General features: G+C 69.1%; 14 protein-coding genes and 3 rRNA genes. 15 read left to right on the top strand and 2 right to left on the bottom strand.

Annotated elements, in window-relative coordinates:
- The first annotated feature begins 71 nt into the window (after positions 1-71).
- The 6 genes from B446_RS09250 (at position 72) to B446_RS09225 (ending at position 8,605) form a co-directional block, all read left to right on the top strand.
- On the top strand, positions 72-722 hold the full coding sequence (locus B446_RS09250; protein ID WP_020939156.1) for a DNA-3-methyladenine glycosylase: 651 nt from the start codon (positions 72-74) through the stop codon (positions 720-722).
- Between the two features lie 606 nt (positions 723-1,328).
- A 16S ribosomal RNA gene (locus tag B446_RS09245) occupies positions 1,329-2,854 on the top strand.
- 302 nt (positions 2,855-3,156) lie between these two features.
- A 23S ribosomal RNA gene (locus B446_RS09240) occupies positions 3,157-6,276 on the top strand.
- A gap of 111 nt (positions 6,277-6,387) precedes the next feature.
- Positions 6,388-6,504: ribosomal RNA gene (gene rrf, locus B446_RS09235) — 5S ribosomal RNA — on the top strand.
- The 16S, 23S and 5S rRNA genes sit together here, the layout of an rRNA operon.
- 149 nt (positions 6,505-6,653) lie before the next feature.
- On the top strand, positions 6,654-7,880 hold the full coding sequence (locus B446_RS39480; protein WP_234967994.1) for a hypothetical protein: 1,227 nt from the start codon (positions 6,654-6,656) through the stop codon (positions 7,878-7,880).
- Positions 7,772-8,605, top strand: a complete 834-nt coding sequence (locus tag B446_RS09225) for a tetratricopeptide repeat protein (protein WP_202807765.1) — start codon at positions 7,772-7,774, stop codon at positions 8,603-8,605. Before B446_RS39480 ends, B446_RS09225 begins: the two co-directional genes overlap by 109 nt.
- Before the next feature lie 67 nt (positions 8,606-8,672).
- Here B446_RS09225 and B446_RS09220 read toward each other — a convergent pair whose 3' ends face one another.
- Entirely contained in the window at positions 8,673-9,956 is a 1,284-nt protein-coding gene (locus tag B446_RS09220; RefSeq protein ID WP_043475160.1) for a DUF1015 domain-containing protein, read from the bottom strand.
- Positions 9,957-10,030: 74 nt separating this feature from the next.
- Here B446_RS09220 and B446_RS09215 point away from each other — a divergent pair, with 74 nt between their 5' ends.
- The 4 genes from B446_RS09215 to B446_RS09200 all read left to right on the top strand — a co-directional run bounded on the left by B446_RS09215 (position 10,031) and on the right by B446_RS09200 (position 14,132).
- Entirely contained in the window at positions 10,031-11,059 is a 1,029-nt protein-coding gene (locus B446_RS09215) for an HAD hydrolase-like protein (protein ID WP_020939153.1), read from the top strand.
- 147 nt (positions 11,060-11,206) lie between these two features.
- Positions 11,207-12,250 carry a FecCD family ABC transporter permease gene (locus B446_RS09210; protein WP_043475157.1) on the top strand — a complete coding sequence of 348 codons (1,044 nt, stop codon included), beginning with the start codon at positions 11,207-11,209 and terminating at the stop codon, positions 12,248-12,250.
- A complete protein-coding gene (locus B446_RS09205) occupies positions 12,247-13,293 on the top strand; it encodes a FecCD family ABC transporter permease (RefSeq protein ID WP_043475154.1) in 1,047 nt (348 codons plus the stop codon). Before B446_RS09210 ends, B446_RS09205 begins: the two co-directional genes overlap by 4 nt.
- Entirely contained in the window at positions 13,290-14,132 is an 843-nt protein-coding gene (locus B446_RS09200; protein ID WP_063632793.1) for an ABC transporter ATP-binding protein, read from the top strand. The genes B446_RS09205 and B446_RS09200 overlap by 4 nt, the downstream gene beginning before the upstream one ends.
- A gap of 61 nt (positions 14,133-14,193) precedes the next feature.
- Here B446_RS09200 and B446_RS09195 read toward each other — a convergent pair whose 3' ends face one another.
- Positions 14,194-14,541 (bottom strand): hypothetical protein, encoded by a 348-nt coding sequence (locus B446_RS09195; RefSeq protein ID WP_020939149.1) that lies wholly within the window; start codon positions 14,539-14,541, stop codon positions 14,194-14,196.
- A 42-nt stretch (positions 14,542-14,583) separates the two neighbouring features.
- Between B446_RS09195 and B446_RS09190 the strand changes: the two genes are divergently transcribed.
- The 5 genes from B446_RS09190 (at position 14,584) to B446_RS09170 (ending at position 19,273) form a co-directional block, all read left to right on the top strand.
- Positions 14,584-14,880: a hypothetical protein gene (locus tag B446_RS09190; RefSeq protein WP_020939148.1), complete on the top strand. Its 297-nt coding sequence runs from the start codon at positions 14,584-14,586 to the stop codon at positions 14,878-14,880.
- Positions 14,881-14,937: 57 nt separating this feature from the next.
- Positions 14,938-15,753, top strand: a complete 816-nt coding sequence (locus B446_RS09185) for a TlyA family RNA methyltransferase (RefSeq protein WP_020939147.1) — start codon at positions 14,938-14,940, stop codon at positions 15,751-15,753.
- A complete protein-coding gene (locus B446_RS09180; RefSeq protein WP_043475150.1) occupies positions 15,750-16,655 on the top strand; it encodes an NAD kinase in 906 nt (301 codons plus the stop codon). Before B446_RS09185 ends, B446_RS09180 begins: the two co-directional genes overlap by 4 nt.
- 117 nt (positions 16,656-16,772) lie before the next feature.
- The gene (recN, locus tag B446_RS09175; protein WP_020939145.1) at positions 16,773-18,515 is read left to right on the top strand and encodes a DNA repair protein RecN; all 1,743 of its coding nucleotides are present in this window, start codon (positions 16,773-16,775) and stop codon (positions 18,513-18,515) included.
- Positions 18,512-19,273 (top strand): hypothetical protein, encoded by a 762-nt coding sequence (locus tag B446_RS09170; RefSeq protein WP_020939144.1) that lies wholly within the window; start codon positions 18,512-18,514, stop codon positions 19,271-19,273. The genes recN and B446_RS09170 overlap by 4 nt, the downstream gene beginning before the upstream one ends.
- Positions 19,274-19,375: the final 102 nt, after the last annotated feature.

The following is a 19,375-nucleotide window of genomic DNA, read 5'->3' as shown; positions in this document are numbered from 1 at the left end:
CCCTACAAACGCGATCGGGCCGCGACCGGTTCCGCCGGGACCGCACCACGTCTGGACTACCCTCGGAGGGCATGATCGCGCCCCCGGACCGTATGCCACTGCCCCGAGAGTTCTTCGACCGCCCCGTACTCGAGGTGGCACCCGACCTCCTCGGCCGCATTCTGGTCCGGACGACCCCCGACGGCCCGATCGCCGTCCGCCTCACGGAGGTGGAGGCGTACGACGGACCGAACGACCCCGGGTCGCACGCCTACCGCGGCCCCACCGCCCGCAACGCGGTGATGTTCGGCCCACCCGGTCATGTGTACGTCTATTTCACCTATGGCATGTGGCACTGCATGAATCTGGTCTGTGGGCCGGAGGGCCGGGCCTGTGCCGTGCTGCTGCGCGCGGGGGAGGTGATCGAAGGGGCCGAACTGGCGCGCAGACGTCGACTTTCGGCCCGGAACGACAAGGAACTGGCCAAGGGGCCGGCCCGTCTGGCCACCGCCCTCGATGTGGGCCGGGCCTTGGACGGCACGGACGCGTGCGCCCCGGGCGAGACACCCCTCAGGGTCCTGACCGGCACTCCCGTCACCTCCGACCAGGTACGCAACGGCCCGCGCACCGGAGTGGCCGGCGAAGGCGGCGACGGCGAGATCCATCCCTGGCGGTACTGGGTGGCCGACGACCCGACCGTCAGCCCCTATCGGGCCCATGTGCCCAGGCGCCGCCGAAGTTGACTCGACCTTGGAAGGTGCGTAATGTGGCCCGAGCCGCTGAACCGGGTACGGCGATCGCCTGCAGCCGGAGCGGCCAAACCACTACCTAGCTACCACCCCTCAGCGGGGTCGATTCTGGCGCGCCCGCGTGCCCTAATTCGAACTCGCGAGACTCGATTATGAGTTCCCGGGGGACTCCGCTAACGTAGTGAATGTCGAAAGGCCGACGGGCGAAAGCCGAAAGCCCCAGACAATCCCGCCGACCGGGAATCGGACGCCGAAAGGATCTGATAGAGTCGGAACCGCCGGAAAGGGAAACGCGAGAGCGAAGACCTGGAAAGCACCGAGGAAATCGGATCGAGAAAAGATCTGATAGAGTCGGAAACGCAAGACCGAAGGGAAGCGCCCGGAGGAAAGCCCGAGAGGGTGAGTACAAAGGAAGCGACCGTTCCTTGAGAACTCAACAGCGTGCCAAAAATCAACGCCAGATATGGTGATACCCCGTCTCCGGCCGTCACGGCTGGGACGAGGTTCCTTTGAAAAACACAGCGAGGACGCTGTGTGCGAGGGGACTATTCCTCCTCTCGCACCGCTCTCGTGTGTGTTGATCCGGATTACCGGTAAACATTCACGGAGAGTTTGATCCTGGCTCAGGACGAACGCTGGCGGCGTGCTTAACACATGCAAGTCGAACGATGAACCACTTCGGTGGGGATTAGTGGCGAACGGGTGAGTAACACGTGGGCAATCTGCCCTTCACTCTGGGACAAGCCCTGGAAACGGGGTCTAATACCGGATATGAGCTTCCACCGCATGGTGGAGGCTGTAAAGCTCCGGCGGTGAAGGATGAGCCCGCGGCCTATCAGCTTGTTGGTGAGGTAATGGCTCACCAAGGCGACGACGGGTAGCCGGCCTGAGAGGGCGACCGGCCACACTGGGACTGAGACACGGCCCAGACTCCTACGGGAGGCAGCAGTGGGGAATATTGCACAATGGGCGAAAGCCTGATGCAGCGACGCCGCGTGAGGGATGACGGCCTTCGGGTTGTAAACCTCTTTCAGCAGGGAAGAAGCGAAAGTGACGGTACCTGCAGAAGAAGCGCCGGCTAACTACGTGCCAGCAGCCGCGGTAATACGTAGGGCGCAAGCGTTGTCCGGAATTATTGGGCGTAAAGAGCTCGTAGGCGGCTTGTCACGTCGATTGTGAAAGCCCGAGGCTTAACCTCGGGTCTGCAGTCGATACGGGCTAGCTAGAGTGTGGTAGGGGAGATCGGAATTCCTGGTGTAGCGGTGAAATGCGCAGATATCAGGAGGAACACCGGTGGCGAAGGCGGATCTCTGGGCCATTACTGACGCTGAGGAGCGAAAGCGTGGGGAGCGAACAGGATTAGATACCCTGGTAGTCCACGCCGTAAACGGTGGGAACTAGGTGTTGGCGACATTCCACGTCGTCGGTGCCGCAGCTAACGCATTAAGTTCCCCGCCTGGGGAGTACGGCCGCAAGGCTAAAACTCAAAGGAATTGACGGGGGCCCGCACAAGCGGCGGAGCATGTGGCTTAATTCGACGCAACGCGAAGAACCTTACCAAGGCTTGACATACACCGGAAACGTCTGGAGACAGGCGCCCCCTTGTGGTCGGTGTACAGGTGGTGCATGGCTGTCGTCAGCTCGTGTCGTGAGATGTTGGGTTAAGTCCCGCAACGAGCGCAACCCTTGTTCTGTGTTGCCAGCATGCCCTTCGGGGTGATGGGGACTCACAGGAGACCGCCGGGGTCAACTCGGAGGAAGGTGGGGACGACGTCAAGTCATCATGCCCCTTATGTCTTGGGCTGCACACGTGCTACAATGGCCGGTACAATGAGCTGCGATACCGTGAGGTGGAGCGAATCTCAAAAAGCCGGTCTCAGTTCGGATTGGGGTCTGCAACTCGACCCCATGAAGTCGGAGTCGCTAGTAATCGCAGATCAGCATTGCTGCGGTGAATACGTTCCCGGGCCTTGTACACACCGCCCGTCACGTCACGAAAGTTGGTAACACCCGAAGCCGGTGGCCCAACCCCTTGTGGGAGGGAGCTGTCGAAGGTGGGACTAGCGATTGGGACGAAGTCGTAACAAGGTAGCCGTACCGGAAGGTGCGGCTGGATCACCTCCTTTCTAAGGAGCACTTCTTACCGAGCCTGCTCGGTCAGAGGCCAGAACATCAGCGAACGTCTGATGCTGGTTGCTCATGGGTGGAACGTTGATTATTCGGCACGGTCCAGGATGGACCAGGCGCTAGTACTGCTCTTCGGAGCGTGGAACGCTGATCTGGTCAGCTGATCGTGTCGGGCACGCTGTTGGGTGTCTGAGGGAATGAACTTCCTCAGTCGCCGGCCCCAGTGAACTCCGGTTGTTGACCGGGGGTGATGGGTGGCTGGTCGTTGTTTGAGAACTGCACAGTGGACGCGAGCATCTGTGGCCAAGTTTTTAAGGGCGCACGGTGGATGCCTTGGCACCAGGAACCGATGAAGGACGTGGGAGGCCACGATAGTCCCCGGGGAGTCGTCAACCAGACTTTGATCCGGGGGTTTCCGAATGGGGAAACCCGGCAGTCGTCATGGGCTGTCACCCGCTGCTGAACACATAGGCAGTGTGGAGGGAACGAGGGGAAGTGAAACATCTCAGTACCCTCAGGAAGAGAAAACAACCGTGATTCCGGGAGTAGTGGCGAGCGAAACCGGATGAGGCCAAACCGTATGCGTGTGAGACCCGGCAGGGGTTGCGCATGCGGGGTTGTGGGATCTCTCTTTCACAGTCTGCCGGCTGTGAGACGAGTCAGAAACCGTTGATGTAGACGAAGGACATGCGAAAGGTCCGGCGTAGAGGGTAAGACCCCCGTAGTCGAAACGTCAGCGGCTCGTTTGAGAGACACCCAAGTAGCACGGGGCCCGAGAAATCCCGTGTGAATCTGGCGGGACCACCCGCTAAGCCTAAATATTCCCTGGTGACCGATAGCGGATAGTACCGTGAGGGAATGGTGAAAAGTACCGCGGGAGCGGAGTGAAATAGTACCTGAAACCGTGTGCCTACAAGCCGTGGGAGCGTCGGATACAGCTTGCTGTATCTCGTGACTGCGTGCCTTTTGAAGAATGAGCCTGCGAGTTTGCGGTGTGTTGCGAGGTTAACCCGTGTGGGGAAGCCGTAGCGAAAGCGAGTCCGAACAGGGCGTTTCAGTAGCACGCTCAAGACCCGAAGCGGAGTGATCTAGCCATGGGCAGGTTGAAGCGGAGGTAAGACTTCGTGGAGGACCGAACCCACCAGGGTTGAAAACCTGGGGGATGACCTGTGGTTAGGGGTGAAAGGCCAATCAAACTCCGTGATAGCTGGTTCTCCCCGAAATGCATTTAGGTGCAGCGTCGTGTGTTTCTTGCCGGAGGTAGAGCACTGGATAGGCGATGGGCCCTACCGGGTTACTGACCTTAGCCAAACTCCGAATGCCGGTAAGTGAGAGCACGGCAGTGAGACTGTGGGGGATAAGCTCCATGGTCGAGAGGGAAACAGCCCAGAGCATCGACTAAGGCCCCTAAGCGTACGCTAAGTGGGAAAGGATGTGGAGTCGCACAGACAACCAGGAGGTTGGCTTAGAAGCAGCCACCCTTGAAAGAGTGCGTAATAGCTCACTGGTCTAGTGATTCCGCGCCGACAATGTAGCGGGGCTCAAGCGTACCGCCGAAGTCGTGTCATTCATGCAACAGCCCCAACGGGTGTATGGATGGGTAGGGGAGCGTCGTCTGCCGGGTGAAGCAGCACCGGAAGGTAGTTGTGGACGGTTGACGAGTGAGAATGCAGGCATGAGTAGCGATACAAACGTGAGAAACGTTTGCGCCGATTGACTAAGGGTTCCTGGGTCAAGCTGATCTGCCCAGGGTAAGTCGGGACCTAAGGCGAGGCCGACAGGCGTAGTCGATGGATAACCGGTTGATATTCCGGTACCCGCTGTGAAGCGTCAAACATCGAGCATCGTGATGCTAAGGCCGTGAAGCCGCCCTGATCTCTTCGGAGTTGAGGGGAGTGGTGGAGCCGCCGAACCAAGCGGTTAGTAGGTGAGTGATGGGGTGACGCAGGAAGGTAGTCCATCCCGGGCGGTGGTTGTCCCGGGGTAAGGGTGTAGGACGCGAGGTAGGCAAATCCGCCTTGCACATAGTCTGAGACCTGATGCCGAGCCGATTGTGGTGAAGTGGATGATCCTATGCTGTCGAGAAAAGCCTCTAGCGAGTTTCATGGCGGCCCGTACCCTAAACCGACTCAGGTGGTCAGGTAGAGAATACCGAGGCGTTCGGGTGAACTATGGTTAAGGAACTCGGCAAAATGCCCCCGTAACTTCGGGAGAAGGGGGGCCACACTCGGTGATCGGATTTACTCCGTGAGCTGGGGGTGGCCGCAGAGACCAGCGAGAAGCGACTGTTTACTAAAAACACAGGTCCGTGCGAAGCCGTAAGGCGATGTATACGGACTGACGCCTGCCCGGTGCTGGAACGTTAAGGGGACCGGTTAGCTTGGATTCGTCCAGGCGAAGCTGAGAACTTAAGCGCCAGTAAACGGCGGTGGTAACTATAACCATCCTAAGGTAGCGAAATTCCTTGTCGGGTAAGTTCCGACCTGCACGAATGGCGTAACGACTTCTCGACTGTCTCAACCATAGGCCCGGTGAAATTGCACTACGAGTAAAGATGCTCGTTTCGCGCAGCAGGACGGAAAGACCCCGGGACCTTTACTACAGTTTGATATTGGTGTTCGGTTCGGCTTGTGTAGGATAGCTGGGAGACTTTGAAGCTCATACGCCAGTATGGGTGGAGTCGTCGTTGAAATACCAGTCTGGTCGTGCTGGATGTCTAACCTGGGTCCGTKATCCGGATCAGGGACAGTGTCTGATGGGTAGTTTAACTGGGGCGGTTGCCTCCTAAAGAGTAACGGAGGCGCCCAAAGGTTCCCTCAGCCTGGTTGGCAATCAGGTGTTGAGTGTAAGTGCACAAGGGAGCTTGACTGTGAGACCGACGGGTCGAGCAGGGACGAAAGTCGGGACTAGTGATCCGGCGGTGGCTTGTGGAAGCGCCGTCGCTCAACGGATAAAAGGTACCCCGGGGATAACAGGCTGATCTTCCCCAAGAGTCCATATCGACGGGATGGTTTGGCACCTCGATGTCGGCTCGTCGCATCCTGGGGCTGGAGTCGGTCCCAAGGGTTGGGCTGTTCGCCCATTAAAGCGGTACGCGAGCTGGGTTTAGAACGTCGTGAGACAGTTCGGTCCCTATCCGCTGTGCGCGTAGGAATATTGAGAAGGGCTGTCCCTAGTACGAGAGGACCGGGACGGACGAACCTCTGGTGTGCCAGTTGTTCTGCCAAGGGCATGGCTGGTTGGCTACGTTCGGGAGGGATAACCGCTGAAAGCATCTAAGCGGGAAGCCTGCTTCGAGATGAGTATTCCCACCTCCTTGAGAGGGTAAGGCTCCCAGTAGACGACTGGGTTGATAGGCCGGATCTGGAAGCCCAGTAATGGGTGGAGGTGACCGGTACTAATAGGCCGAGGGCTTGTCCTCAGTTGCTCGCGTCCACTGTGTTAGTTCTGAGGCAACGAACCGTTGCCGGCTTTGAGTAGAACACAACAACACAAGTAAAAAGTGTGCTTGTTCGCTCGAAACCATTAGGGTTTCGGTGGTCATAGCGTGAGGGAAACGCCCGGTTACATTCCGAACCCGGAAGCTAAGCCTCACAGCGCCGATGGTACTGCAGGGGGGACCCTGTGGGAGAGTAGGACACCGCCGAACAATCTTTGGAGGACCCCTGGTCCCAGCGTTCAGCTGGGACCAGGGGTCCTTTCGTTTTTACAATGCTTGTGTACCGAAGACAGGAGTCACCATGTCCACCAACTCTCCCGACGACCGACCGGAGCGCGACCAGCGGCGACGGGACAGCGGTGACCGTGGCGACCGCGGTGGCTTCCGTCGGGACAACGACCGTCGTGACGACCGGGGTTACGGCCGGCGTGACGACCGTGGCGGTTACGCCGGCCGGCGCGACGACCGTCGCGACGACCGCGACCGAGGCGGCGACCGAGGCGGTGACCGTCCCACGTACCGCCGTGACGACCGCCGTGACGACCGTCGCGATGACCGCGGTGGTGACAGCCGTGGTGGTGGCTACCGGCGTGAGGGTGACCGGGGTTCGCGTCCCGCGTACCAGCGCGACGACCGTGATCGCGGCGAGCGCGGTGGCTTCCGCCGCGACGACCGTGGCGGCGACCGTCCCACCTACCGCCGTGACGACCGCCGCGACGACCGCCGCGACGACCGCCGTGACGACCGCGGTGGCGACCGCCCCACGTTCCGTCGCGACGACGACCGTGGCGGCCACGGCCGCCGCGACGACCGCGGCGGTTACGCCGGCCGGCGTGATGACCGTGGCGGTGACCGTCCCACGTACCGCCGTGACGACCGCCGTGACGACCGTCGCGATGACCGCGGTGGTGACAGCCGTGGCGGTGGCTACCGGCGTGAGGGTGACCGGGGTTCGCGTCCCGCGTACCAGCGCGACGACCGTGATCGCGGCGACCGCGGTGGCTTCCGCCGCGACGACCGTGGCGGCTACGCCGGCCGGCGCGATGACCGTGGCGGCGACCGTCCCACCTACCGCCGCGACGACCGCCGCGACGACCGCCGCGACGACCGCCGTGACGACCGCGGTGGCGACCGCCCCACGTTCCGTCGCGACGACGACCGGATCAGCTACGGCCGCCGCGACGACGACCGCGGTGACCGGGGCTTCCGTCGGGACGACCGTCGGGACGACCGGCGTGGCGAGGACCGCGGTGGCTTCCGGGGCCGGGACGACCGTGGTGACCGCGGTGAACGCGGTGGTTTCCGCGGGCGTGACGACCGGGGCGGTGCCCGTGGGCCCCGCCGGGACGAGCGCGGCGGCCGTCCGGGTGGGTACCGGGGCCGCGACGACCGTCGGGACGACCGCGGTGGCGACCGCCGTGGCGGCGCCGGCCGTTTCCGCGACGAGCGGGACCGGGACCGTGAGCCGATCAAGCGGCTGCCGATCCCGGAGGACGTCACCGGGGACGAGATCGACAAGGATGTCCGGCAGGAGCTGCAGAGCCTGCCCAAGACGCTCGCCGAGGACGTCGCGAAGAACCTGGTGATGGTCGCGCGGCTGATCGACGAGGACCCCGAGGGCGCCTACGGCTACTCCCGGGTGGCCCTGCGCCTGGCGTCCCGCGTGGCCGCCGTCCGCGAGGCCGCCGGCTTCGCCGCGTACGCCACCCAGAAGTACAGCGAGGCCCTCGGCGAGTTCCGGGCCGCGCGGCGCATGACCGGCTCCGCGGAGCTGTGGCCGGTCATGGCCGACTGCGAGCGCGGGCTCGGCCGTCCGGAGAAGGCGCTGGACATGGCCGGTGCTCCCGAGGTGCACAAGCTGGACAAGGCCGGTCAGGTCGAGATGCGGCTGGTCGCCGCCGGCGCCCGGCGTGACATGGGCCAGCTGGACGCGGCCATCGTGACCCTGCAGAGCCCCGAGCTGGCCTCCAACTCCGTCCAACCGTGGACCGCGCGGCTGCGCTACGCCTACGCCGACGCGCTGCTGGCCGCGGGCCGGGAGAACGAGGCGCGGGAGTGGTTCGCGAAGGCCGTGGAGGCGGACCGCGACGGCAGCACCGACGCCTCCGACCGGCTCGCGGAGCTGGACGGTGTGGAGTTCGTCGACGCCCTCGACGAGAACGAGAACGAGAGTGACGGCGAGGGCGCCGGCCGGGCCGCCGATGACACCGCCGACGCCGACGCCGACGCCACCGAGGCGGCAGGCGCTGCCGACAGCGCCGCCGACACCACCCCGGTCTCCGACGCCCCCGAACCGGGCGACAAGGACTGACCCGGACGGGTGAAGGAATGACGAAAGGGCGGGACCCCCGGGGTCCCGCCCTTTCGTATGTGCGGGGTCAGAGCTCCAGTGCCCGCAGCACCAGTCCGGACGCCGGTTTGGGGCCGAACGACGTCGACTTGCGGGGCATCGTCACGCCCTGCCGGGCCAGGTCGCGCACGACCTCCTCGTGGACGGGGTGCAGCAGGACCGCCGTACCGCCGTCGCGCTCGGCCTTCTCCACGGTGGCGGCGGTGTCGTGGATGTAGGCGATGTGCGCCGGGGAGTCCTCGGGGATGTGCCAGACGTGGTCGAGGAGCGTGGCGTGCAGGACGGTGGCGTCCAGCGAGCGCCAGGCGGCCGGGCGGTCGGCCGGGACGGTACGGGCCAGCAGGTCGGGATCGGGACGGTCGACCAGGTGGAAGGTGCCGTCGCCGGCGAACAGGAAGGCGTTGCCCGCGCACGCCGCGTCCGCGAGCGCCGCCAGTGCCTCGGACAGCGGTTTGTCGATCCGCCGTACCCGGAACAGGCCGCTCACGGCCGCCAGGGCGTCCGCGACCGGCAGCCGGTGCAGCAGGCGGTGGATGGCGCGGACGCGCAGCGGATAGCGAGCGGTGTCGACCAGCAGGACCAGGCCGTGGTCCCAGGGGCTGGGGGAGGGCTGCTCGGCGCGCAGCCGCCGGTAGGTGGCCCAGCGGTGGTGCCCGTCGGCGATGAGCGCCTGGTGGTGGGCCAGATCGGACTGGATGCGGCGGACGTCGGCGGGATCGGTGACCGCCCACAGCCGGTGCCGGAACCCGTCCTCGGTGGTCGTGGCCAGCAGCGGGGGCCGCTCGGCGGTCTCCTCCACGACCTCGGCCGCCGCGCCGTTGCCCCGGTAGGTCAGCAGCAGGGGTTCCAGGTTGGCTCGGGTCGCCCGCATCAGGGCCGCGCGGTCGGCGACCACCGGGGGCATGACGTCCTCGTGCGGGAGCACCACGCCGTCCGCGGGCTCGGACACCCGCAGGGCGCCGATGATGCCACGCTGGAGCATGCCGTCGCCGTCCCGCTGCTCGTAGACGTAGAGGGCGGGGTCCGGATCGGCGGTCAGGACGCCCTCGTCGAGCCAGCGGCGCAGGGTGTCGGCCGCCTGTTCGTTGCGGGCCTCGGGCGTGGCGGCCTGCGGGAGGATCAGGCGGACGATGTTGTGCGGGTCGGCGGACTGGAGGTGGTGCAGGCCGTCGGGGCGGACCACGACGTCGTAGGGAGGAGAGGTGACGGCGGCCAGACTGCCGACCCGGTCGGGGTCGTATCGAAGGCCACGGAACGGGTTGAGTTCCAGGCCCCGGCGCGCCGTTGCTTCCGAGTGACCTGCAGTGTTCATCCCGGCATCGTACGTGTGCCGGTGCCGTGGGGGATGATCGACAGGTAAAGCGAGCGAACGAGGAGCGATGCGGAATGAGCCAGGGCGTCAGGACGAGGCCCGAGGGCAGTGGGCAGCCCCTCAGCGAGGCGTACGACACGGCGCTGCTCGATCTGGACGGGGTGGTGTACGCGGGCGGGAACGCCATCGCGCATGCCGTCGAATCCCTGGAGCGTGCCCGCACGGGCGGGATGCGGCTGGCGTACGTCACCAACAACGCCCTGCGCCCCCCGGACGCGGTGGCCGGGCATCTGACGGAGCTGGGGATACCGACCGGGGCGGACGACGTCATCACCTCGGCGCAGGCGGTCGCGCGGCTGATCAGCGAGCAGGTGCCGGCCGGTGCGCGGGTGCTGGTGATCGGTGGTGAGGGGCTGCGCGTGGCGCTGCGCGAGCGCGGTCTGACGCCGGTGGAGTCGGCGGACGACGATCCGGTGGCGGTGGTGCAGGGGTACGGCGGGCCCGATCTGCCCTGGGGGCGGTTCGCGGAGGCGTCGTACGCCGTCGCGCGCGGGGTGCCGTGGTTCGCGTCCAACACCGATCTGACGATTCCCAGCGGGCGGGGGATCGCGCCGGGCAACGGCGCGGCCGTCGAGGTGGTGCGGATCGCGACGGGGGCCGAGCCGCAGGTGGCGGGCAAGCCGCTGCCGCCCATGCACCGGGAGACGATCCTGCGTACGGGCGCGGAGCGGCCGTTGGTGGTCGGAGACCGGCTGGACACCGACATCGAGGGCGCGTTCAACGGCGAGGTCGACTCGCTGCTGGTGCTGACCGGCGTCACGGACGGCGCGCAGCTGCTCGCCGCACCGCCGCGGCACCGGCCGACGTATGTGGACGCCGATCTGCGGGGGCTGCTGACCGGTCAGCCCGACATCACCCGGGAGGGTGAGGGTTTCCGCTGCGGCGGCTGGACGGCGACCGCCGGTGCGGACCGGCTGGGTCTCGACGGTGAGGGTGAGGCGCTCGACGGGTTGCGCGCGCTGTGCGCGGCCGCGTGGACGGCGGCCGGGGACGGTTCCTGCGCCCTGGAGGCGGGCAAGGCGCTGGCCAGGCTGGGTCTCTGACGGTCACGAACACGCACGAGCACGCTCGCGCGTACGGGCGTGCGCGGGTGCGGAACAGGGACGGGAGTACGGACGGGAGCGGGGGCGCGAGCCTGCGCGCGGGGATCCGGCATCGAGATCGTGGCGAGGGTAGGCTAACCTAACCTCGTGTTGGTCGACAGTCCTCCGGAACGACGCGCGCAGACCGCCCCCGCGCTCCCAACCCGTCGGGCGGCAAAGGCCTTTGGGCTGCTCCTCTCCCTCGCGGTCCTGGGCCTCGTCGCCCTGGCGAGCATCGCGGTCGGGGCCAAGGGGCTGTCGCCGGACCAGGTCTGGCACGGCCTGTTCCACGACACGGGCACCTACGGCGACGTCGTCGTCGACGAACGGCTGGCACGGACCGTGCTCGGTCTGCTGGCCGGTGCCGCGCTCGGTCTGTCCGGGGCGGTGCTCCAGGCGCTCACCCGCAATCCGCTGGCCGACCCCGGACTGCTCGGCATCAACGCCGGTGCCTCCGCCGCCGTCGTCACGGCCATCACCTGGTTCGGCGTCACCAGCCTCTCCGGGTACGTGTGGTTCGCGTTCGGCGGCGCGGCCGCGGTCGGCGCGCTGGTGTGGTTCCTCGGTGGCGGCCGGGGTGCCACCCCGGTGCGGCTGGCGCTGGCCGGCACTGCGGTCAGCGCCGCGCTGTACGGCTACCTCCAGGCCGTGATGATCACGGACGACGCGGCGCTCGGCAGGATGCGGTTCTGGACGGTGGGGTCGCTGACCTCGGCCACCGACTCGGCCATCGCGCAGGTGCTGCCGTTCTTCGCGGCCGGCACGGTCCTCGCGCTCGCCCTGGCCCGGCCGCTGAACGCCGTGGCGATGGGCGACGACACCGCGCGCGCCCTCGGGGCGAACCTGGGCCGCACCCGGGTGCTGGCCATGCTGGCCGCGACCGTGCTGTGCGGGGCCGCGACCGCCGCCTGCGGCCCGATCGTCTTCGTCGGCCTGATGGTCCCGCACGTCGTGCGCTCCTTCACCGGACCCGATCTGCGCTGGATCCTTCCCTACGCGACCGTCCTGTCGCCGGTGCTGCTGCTCGGCGCCGACGTCGTCGGCCGGGTCGTGGTCCGCCCCTCGGAGCTCCAGGTCGGCATCGTCACCGCGATCATCGGCGGCCCGGTCTTCGTCCTTCTCGTACGTCGGCGGAGGACGGCCCAGCTGTGAAGACACTCCCCAGGAGCCGTGCCGTGCGCACCCCCGGCGGGCTCTCCCTGCGTCTGGACGTCCGTGCGTTGCTGGTCGTCGTCCTGCTGCTGGCCGCCGCGCTCACCGCGGGCGTGGCGCTGATCGGCACCGGCGACGCGAAGATCCCGGCCGCCGACGTGATCAGGACGCTGACCGGGCACGGCAGCGCCTACCAGGACTTCATCGTCAACGAGCTGCGGCTGCCGCGGGTCCTGGTCGGCCTGCTGGTCGGGGCCTCGCTCGGGCTGGGCGGCGCCCTGTTCCAGACCGTCTCCCGCAACCCGCTGGGCAGTCCGGACGTGCTCGGCCTGTCGCAGGGCTCGACGGCGGGCGCGCTGGTCGTGATCGTGCTGATGTCCGGCAGCGCCGTCCAGGTCACCGTCGGCGCGCTGGTCGGCGGCCTGGTGACCGGGCTCGCCATCCACCTGCTCGCCTGGAAGCAGGGCGTGCACGGCTACCGGCTGGTCCTGGTCGGCATCGGGGTCTCCGCGGTCGCCACCGCGGTCAACGGCTACCTGCTCACCAAGGCGGACCTCGTCGACGCCGCCCGCGCGGTGGTGTGGATGACGGGGTCCCTCGACGGCCGGGACTGGGACCAGGTGTGGCCGCTGGCGGGGCTGTGTGCCGTCCTCGTGCCGCTCGTGTCGGCGGGGGCGCGGGGCCTGCGGATGACGGAGATGGGTGACGACGTCGCCGGCGCCCTCGGGGTGCGCGTCCAGCGCGTACGGCTGGTGCTGATGGTCTGCGCCGTCCTGCTCACCGCGGCCGCCACGGCCGCCGCGGGCCCCGTCAGCTTCGTGGCGCTCACCGCGCCCCAGCTCGCCCGGCGCCTGACCCGCTCGCCCGGGCCCAACCTGCTGCCCTCCCTGTGTATGGGCGCCGCCCTGCTGGTCACCGCCGACTGGGCCGCACAGCGCGTCTTCGGCGCCGACCAGCTGCCCGTGGGCGTGGTCACCGGCGTCCTGGGCGGCGTCTACCTGCTGTGGCTGCTGGTCACCGAGCGCAGGGCGGGCCGGATATGACCGCCGGCAGCGCGCCGCACAACCGAAGGAGCACCGTGAACCGCCTGTCCGCCGAGAACGTCACCCTCGCCTACGACCAGCGCGTCATCGCCGAGCAGTTGTCGGTGGAGATCCCCGACCACTCCTTCACGGTGATCGTCGGCCCGAACGCGTGCGGCAAGTCGACGCTGCTGCGGGCGCTGGCCCGGATGCTGAAGCCGAACCGGGGCCGGGTGCTGCTGGACGGGCAGGTCATCCAGTCCCTGCCGGCGAAGAAGGTCGCGCGGACCCTCGGCCTGCTGCCGCAGTCGTCCATCGCGCCGGACGGCATCACGGTCGGCGACCTCGTCGGGCGCGGCCGTTACCCGCACCAGGGCATCCTGCGCCAGTGGTCGGCCGACGACGAGCGGGTCGTCCAGGAGTCCATGGCGCAGACCGGCGTCGCCGAACTCGCCGACCGGTACGTGGACGAGCTGTCCGGCGGCCAGCGCCAGCGGGTGTGGATCGCCATGGCGCTCGCCCAGCAGACCCCGCTGCTGCTCCTGGACGAGCCGACCACCTACCTCGACATCCAGCACCAGATCGACGTCCTCGACCTGTGCGCCGAACTGCATGAGGCGCAGGGGCGCACGCTGGTGGCGGTGCTCCACGACCTCAACCACGCCGCCCGGTACGCCACGCACCTCATCGCGCTGCGCGGCGGCGAGGTGATCGCCGAGGGCGCCCCGAACGACATCGTCACGGCCGGTCTGGTGGAGGAGGTCTTCGGGCTGCGCTGCCAGATCATCGACGACCCCGAGACGGGGACCCCGCTCGTGGTCCCGGCCGCCCGCAGGGCGCGGCTCACGGCGGCTACCTGAGCCGAAGGCTCGCGGCGGCTTCCAGGGCGTGGGGCTCAGCGCGGTACGCCGGGCGGGAGGGTCACAGCAGCTTCCTGAGCCGGAACAGGTCGAGCAGGCTCGCGTCCAGGCGTACCCGGCCCTTGCCCCAGGCGGTGGCGAAGTTCAGCTCGCCGTCGACCAGGGCGACCAGGTCGTCGCCGGCCAGGGCGAGCCTGATCTGCGCCTTCTCGCGCGGGGGCCCCGGAAGGGTCTCGTCGACCTCGATCCGGCCGCCGGTCATCCGGCCGGCGAAGGTGACGTCGAGGTCCGTGATGTGGCAGCTGACCGAGCGGTCCAGCGCGGCTGCCGCGCGGACGTCGCCCTCGGCGCCCCGCATGTTGTCCGAGAGTTTCCCCAGTGCGGTCCTGCACTCCTCGATCGTGGCCATGGCCATCGACGGTACCCCAGCGGTTCGGGGTAGCGTCTGGGCATGAGCGAGTCCGCGTCCGAGGAAGAGGCCGTACCCGAGGCGGGGGCCGAGCACGCCCCCGTGACCGCGTACGACCCCGCCGCCCCGGCCCCCCTGAACGTCCCGCGCACGCCGACCGGGAACGCGGAGGTCGACGCCGGGCTCGAGCGGCTGGCCGATACCGACCACCTCGCCACCGACGGGCACCTCGAGGTGTACGAGGATGTCCACCGGGGGCTGCGCGACGCGCTCACGGCGCTCGACGCCCGGCCGGGACCTCCGGCGCCCGCCGGCCACGCGGCCGCCGGCCCCCGATGAGACCCTTCGGGTCACATGTTCGATCTTCGTACCACCAGAGCAGGAGCTGAACCCACCGTGGCAGGAGTCGCACGCCGCCGTCTGGACGCGGAGCTGGTCCGCCGGAAGCTCGCGCGCTCGCGCGAGCACGCGAGCCAGCTGATCGCCGCCGGGCGGGTCACCGTCGGCAGGACCGTGGCGACGAAACCGGCCACCCAGGTGGAGACCGCGGCGGCGATCGTGGTCCAGGCCGACGACAGCGATCCGGACTACGTCTCCCGAGGCGGTCACAAGCTGGCCGGTGCCCTGGCCGCCTTCGGGCCCGGGGGACTGGTCGTCGAGGGCCGGCGCGCGCTGGACGCCGGCGCCTCCACCGGCGGTTTCACCGACGTGCTGCTGCGCGCGGGCGCGGCGCACGTGGTCGCGGTGGACGTCGGATACGGCCAACTCGCCTGGTCTCTGCAGAACGATGAACGCGTCACCGTCAAGGACCGTACGAACGTACGCGAGTTGACGCTTGAGGCGATCGATGGGGAACCTGTGGATCTTGTCGTGGGCGATCTGTCCTTCATCCCGCTCGGGCTGGTGCTGCCCGCCCTGAAACGGTGCGTGAAGCCGGACGCCGACCTGGTGATGATGGTCAAGCCGCAGTTCGAGGTGGGGAAGGAGCGGCTCGGCAGCGGGGGTGTCGTACGGAGTCCGCAGCTGCGGGCGGAGGCCGTGCGGGGAGTGGCCGAGAAGGCCTGGGAGCTGGGGCTCGGGGTGCGGGGGGTCACCGCGAGTCCGCTGCCGGGGCCCTCGGGGAACGTCGAGTACTTTCTCTGGCTGCGGGCGGGGGCACCCCAGGTGGACCCGGCCGACGTCGACCGTGCAGTGGCGGAGGGGCCGCGTTGACACAGAACCGAGCGCGTACTGTTTTCCTGCTCGCCCACACCGGGCGGCCCGCGGCCATCCGCAGTGCGGAGCTGGTGGTCAAGGGGCTGCAGCGGCACGGCATCGGGGTGCGGGTGCTGGAGGAGGAGGCGCGCGACCTGCCGCTCCCCGACGAGGTGGAGCTGGTCAAGGAGGCCACACCGCAGTGCCTCGACGGTTGTGAGCTGCTGATCGTGCTCGGCGGCGACGGCACGCTGCTGCGCGGCGCCGAGTTCGCCCGGGCCTCCGGTGTGCCCATGCTCGGCGTCAACCTCGGACGGGTGGGGTTCCTCGCCGAGGCCGAGCGGGACGACCTCGACCGGGTGGTCGACCGGGTGGTGGCGCGGTCGTACGAGGTCGAGGAGCGGATGACCGTCGACGTCGTCGTGCACCGCAACGGGGACATCGTGCACACCGACTGGGCGCTGAACGAGGCGGCCGTGCAGAAGGCCGGCGCCGAGAAGCTGCTGGAAGTCGTGCTGGAGATCGACGGCCGCCCGGTGACGGGGTTCGGGTGCGACGGGATCGTGCTGTCCACGCCCACCGGGTCCACCGCGTACGCGTTCTCGGCCGGCGGCCCCGTGGTGTGGCCCGAGGTGGAGGCGCTGCTGATGGTGCCGATCTCCGCGCACGCGCTGTTCGCGAAGCCGCTGGTCACGTCGCCGGACTCGGTCCTCGCCGTGGAGGTGCTGCCGCACATCCCGCCCGGGGTGCTGTGGTGCGACGGCCGGCGGACCGTCGAGCTGCCGCCCGGGGCGCGGGTGGAGGTGCGGCGCGGGGCCGTGCCGGTGCGGCTGGCCCGGCTGCACCACGCCTCGTTCACGGACCGGCTGGTCGCGAAGTTCGCGCTGCCCGTCGCCGGGTGGCGGGGGGCGCCGCACTAGGTCGTGTCCGTAAAGTCCCGTCGTCCACCCGGAGGGCAGGCGGGACTTTGCGGACACGGCCCAGGGTCTCGTGGGTCACATGGGCGGGCCATGTGCGCTCGCCGCCCCGGACCTCGTATGGTCTGTTCCGTGTTGGAGGAGATGCGGATACGGTCGCTCGGGGTCATCGACGATGCCGTGGTCGAGTTGTCGCCCGGGTTCACCGCCGTCACCGGTGAGACGGGTGCGGGCAAGACCATGGTGGTCACCAGCCTCGGGCTGCTGCTCGGTGGGCGTGCCGACCCGGCGCTGGTGCGGCTCGGCGCGGACCGGGCGGTCGTGGAGGGGCGGATCGCCGTCCCCGCGGACGCCGCCGCGCTCGTGCGCGCCGAGGAGGCCGGGGCCGAGCTGGACGACGGCGCCCTGCTGATCAGCCGTACCGTCTCTGCCGAGGGCCGCTCCCGGGCGCACCTCGGGGGGCGCAGCGTGCCGGTCGGGCTGCTGGCCGAGCTGGCGGACGACCTGGTGGCCGTGCACGGGCAGACCGACCAGCAGGGGCTGCTGAAGCTGTCCCGGCAGCGGCAGGCGCTGGACCGGTACGCCGGTGACGCGGTCGCCGTGCCGCTCGCCAAGTACACCGAGGCCTACCGGCGGCTGCGGGCCGTCTCCGCCGAGCTGGAGGAGATCGTCACCCGGGCGCGCGAGCGTGCCCAGGAGGCCGACATGCTCCGGTACGGCCTGGAGGAGATCGGCGGCGTGGAGCCGCGGGCGGGCGAGGACGCGGAGCTGGCCGAGGAGGCGGAGCGGCTTGGGCACGCCGAGGCGCTGTCGTCGGCCGCCACCGCCGCCCACGGCGCTCTCGCGGGTGTTCCCGAGGACCCCGAGAGCATCGACGCCTCGATGCTCGTCGCGGGCGCGCACCGAGCCCTGGAGGCCGTCCGCGGTCACGACCCGGCGCTCGCCGCCCTCGCCGACCGGATCGGTGAGATCGGCATCCTCCTGGCGGACGTGGCCGGTGAGCTGGCGGGGTACGCCGACGACCTGGACGCCGACCCGCTGCGGCTGGCCGCCGTGGAGGAGCGCAGGGCCGCGCTGACCGCCCTCACCCGCAAGTACGGTGACGACGTCGACGCCGTCCTGGCCTGGGCCGAGCAGAGCGCCGTCCGTCTGACCGAGCTGGACGGCGACGACGAGCGGATCGGCGAGCTGACCGCCGAGCGCGACGCGCTGCGCACCGAACTGGGCGGGCTCGCGCAGGCGCTGACGGACGCGCGGACCGAGGCGGCCGAACGCTTCGCCGCCGCCGTCACGGCCGAGCTGGCCTCTCTCGCCATGCCCCACGCGCGCGTGTCCTTCGCCCTCCGGCAGCAGGACGACCCGGAGGGCGTGGAGGTCGGCGGGCGTGCGGTGGCCTACGGGCCCTCGGGCGTGGACGAGGTCGAGCTGCTGCTCGCGCCGCATCCGGGCGCGCCGCCGCGGCCGATCGCCAAGGGTGCCTCCGGCGGTGAGCTGTCCCGGGTGATGCTGGCCGTGGAGGTCGTCTTCGCCGGGACCGACCCGGTGCCGACGTACCTGTTCGACGAGGTGGACGCCGGTGTCGGTGGCAAGGCCGCGGTGGAGATCGGCCGGCGGCTGGCGAAGCTCGCCAGGACCGCGCAGGTCGTCGTGGTCACCCACCTGCCTCAGGTGGCGGCGTTCGCCGACCGGCAGCTGCTGGTGGAGAAGACCGACGACGGCTCGGTCACCCGCTCCGGCGTGAAGGTCCTGGAGGGCGAGGAGCGGGTCCGGGAGCTGTCCCGGATGCTGGCCGGCCAGGAGGACTCCGAGACGGCCCGGGCACACGCGGAGGAACTGCTGGCCACCGCACGCGCGGACCTGTGAGGCCGGCTCCCGGGCGCCCGGGGCGCAGGTCCCGCTCGTTCCTGCCGGCCGTCGCGCTCACCGCGGCCGGCCAGGCGCTGCTGCGGGCGGCCGCGCCCGGTGGCCGCGGTCGCTGGGAGCGGACGAACCACGCGGGGCGGCCGGTCGGGCTCTACGCCGGGCCCGCCGCGGCGCTGGGCACGGCGGTGGCGGCCGCCCGGGTCAGCCCGGCTGCCGGGCTCGCCGTGCTGGCAGCCGGGGCGTGCGGTGCCTACGACGACGTGGCCGGGGACGACCGGCGCGGTTTCCGCGCGCATCTCCGGGCGCTGCGGCACGGCGAGGTCACCAGCGGTGCGGTCAAGCTGTTCGGGATCTCCGCGGCCGGGCTGGCGGCGGGACACGTGCTCAAGGAGCGGTTCGTCGACCGGGTGCTGGCGGGTGTCGTCATCGCCGGGGCCGCGCACTTCGTCAACCTGGTCGACGTACGGCCGGGACGCGCTGCCGGCGCGGTGCTCGCGCTGGGGGCGCCCGGACTGGTGCGCGGCGGGCCGGGAGCGGAACTGGCCGCGGTGGCCCTCGGCGGGGCCGCGGCCGTGCTGCCCGGGGACCTCGGGGAGCACATGATGCTCGGTGACACGGGCGCGCACGCCCTGGGGGCGGTGTCCGGGGCCGCCGCGGTGGCGTGCAACGGGCGCGCGGGACTGCTGGCGCACGCCGCCGCGGTGGTCGCGGCCGCGGTGTACGGCGACCGGGTGAGCGCGTGGGCGCGGGCACTGTGACCCTCCGGACTCGCGGTGCGGGCCGGGGCGGGACGAGAGGCGCCTGACTGTCTCTCACTCGTACGGGTGACATGCTCCGGCGCGCTGACCCGGACCGCCGCG

The sequence above is a fragment of the Streptomyces collinus Tu 365 genome, assembly GCF_000444875.1.
Lineage (GTDB): Bacteria > Actinomycetota > Actinomycetes > Streptomycetales > Streptomycetaceae > Streptomyces > Streptomyces collinus_A.
Note: the sequence above shows the minus strand (reverse complement) of the source record. Positions and strands in the feature narration are given on the sequence as shown.